Origin of the sequence: Mesorhizobium sp. ES1-3 (genome assembly GCF_020164795.1) — a bacterium.
Lineage (GTDB): Bacteria > Pseudomonadota > Alphaproteobacteria > Rhizobiales > Rhizobiaceae > Mesorhizobium.
This window is the reverse complement of sequence record NZ_JAIUGW010000065.1, coordinates 1-1710: the sequence shown is the minus strand read 5'-3', so window position 1 is coordinate 1710 and position 1710 is coordinate 1. Positions and strand designations below refer to the sequence as shown.

Genomic DNA, 1710 nt, shown 5'->3' with positions numbered 1-1710 from the left:
CTCAAAGTTGGGAGCGCAGCCTGCTGGCCAGCCAGTCCGAAATTTTTTCCCGCAGGGGACGCGCTTCCCATTCGGCCAGGGTGATCTGCCGGGAGCGCCCAATATCCTGGTCGAACAAGTCGATCTGCGTTCTTGCAAAATCCCTGCCGTAGACGTTCAGACTGGCTTCGTCGTTCAGCCGCAAGGAGCGTTCGTCCAGATTGGTGGAACCAAAGCTCGCCCAGACGTCGTCAACAATCAGCAGCTTTGGATGATACATGGTGGGCTGAAACTCGTAGATCCGCACACCCGCCCTAAGCAAGTCGCCCCAGAAATAGCGCGAGCCTTTTCGAACCAGAGGCACGTCGGTCAGCGCATTGGGAACAATCACATCGACCGACACGCCTCGCGTCCTCGCGTCCAGGATCTGCTGGAGGGCGATATCGTCGGGCACGAAATACGCCATTCCGATTCGCAGGTGATCCTTGGCGGCGGCTATCGCCGCCAGCATCATCAGTTCCATGTTCTCCGAGCCATTTGGCTGCGAAGAGATTATCAGCTGGGCGCCAAGCGACCCGGCAGGCTCGGGCGGAGGGTAGAACTTCTCACCTTGCAATGTCTCACCGGTTGTTTCCAACCAATTTTCGGCAAACGCTGCCTGGAAAGCAGGTACGGCAGTCCCTTCGACCCGATAGTGCGTGTCGCGCCATTCATCCGGGTTGCGGGCGTTTCCGCGCCAATTATCCGCGATGCCGACACCACCCGTAAAGGCCACTTGTCCGTCGACAATGAGCAGTTTGCGATGGGTGCGGTTATTCAGACGGTCCAATGTGTACCAATGGATCGGCCGGTAGCGCTGGAACGTCACGCCGGCTCTTGTCATGATGTGGATCAGGTCTTCATCGAAAGGCAGGCTGCCGACCCAGTCGACGAGCACCCGGACCTCGACACCTTCCTGCGCCTTGGCCGCGAATGCCAATGCGAACTCATAGCCAACGGCCCCAGACCAATAGATATAAGTCTCAAAATTGATGGTGGACCGAGCCGCGCCGATCGCTTGGAGCATCGAAGGAAAAATCTCGTCACCGTTCACAAGGGTTTGCACCGCGTTCGCGTCGGACATCTGTCCCAGCGAGTAACTGCTCATCGACCTGGCGAACTGGGGATCCGATGCATCGAAACGATGCGGGACGATCGTCCGCAAAACGCGTGGCTCAGGGGTCAGGTTTATGGCCGCCAATGTGACCAAGCCGGCGAGGGCCGCAACGGCCACATAGCTCAGTCCCCTGAGCAGCGGGCTGAACTTCCGATCCAGCCAGATCTGCTTCGCACCTGTCAGCAACGCCACGAAACCGACAGCGCGCATGTCAGTCGCCCTGCTGCTTGCGACTGCGATGTTTCTCGATTTCCTCCGGCTCTTCATCATCAATGCGGGTGATGGTCGAAGCCGAACTGTTTGATCTCAACATTTCGTCCAACTTGGCATGAATGGCCTGGGTGTCGCGATGCTCCGCCCGCTGAATGAACAGCGTCATGGCCCAAGTGAGGAGCGTGGCCGCTCCATGCCAGTTCAGGCTTTGCCGATCGAAAACTATCCAGACGATCGCATATGCCAGCAACACCAGGAATGCTGCTGGCCGAGAGGTCCACGTGCCGATCGAGGTGAGTACGCCGGTAATCGGGTGATTTGCCATGAGCAGGAACTTTCGATGGTAACGCAGGTTCCCGCGC

Annotated in this window: 2 protein-coding genes; both read right to left on the bottom strand. The window is 58.3% G+C overall.

What is annotated here, in order from left to right:
* Nucleotide 1 precedes the first annotated feature (1 nt).
* The gene (locus LB536_RS30955; protein ID WP_224599142.1) at nt 2–1345 is read right to left on the bottom strand and encodes a phospholipase D-like domain-containing protein; all 1344 of its coding nucleotides are present in this window, start codon (nt 1343–1345) and stop codon (nt 2–4) included.
* 1 nt (nt 1346) lies between these two features.
* A partial coding sequence (locus tag LB536_RS30950) for a low affinity iron permease family protein (RefSeq protein ID WP_318013533.1) occupies nt 1347–1710 on the bottom strand: 364 nt, incomplete at its 5' end.

Excerpts from the sequence above, each read along its gene's own strand:
- LB536_RS30955 (WP_224599142.1), bottom strand. The coding sequence starts at position 1,345 with ATGCGCGCTGTCGGTTTCGTGGCGTTGCTGACAGGTGCGAAGCAGATC.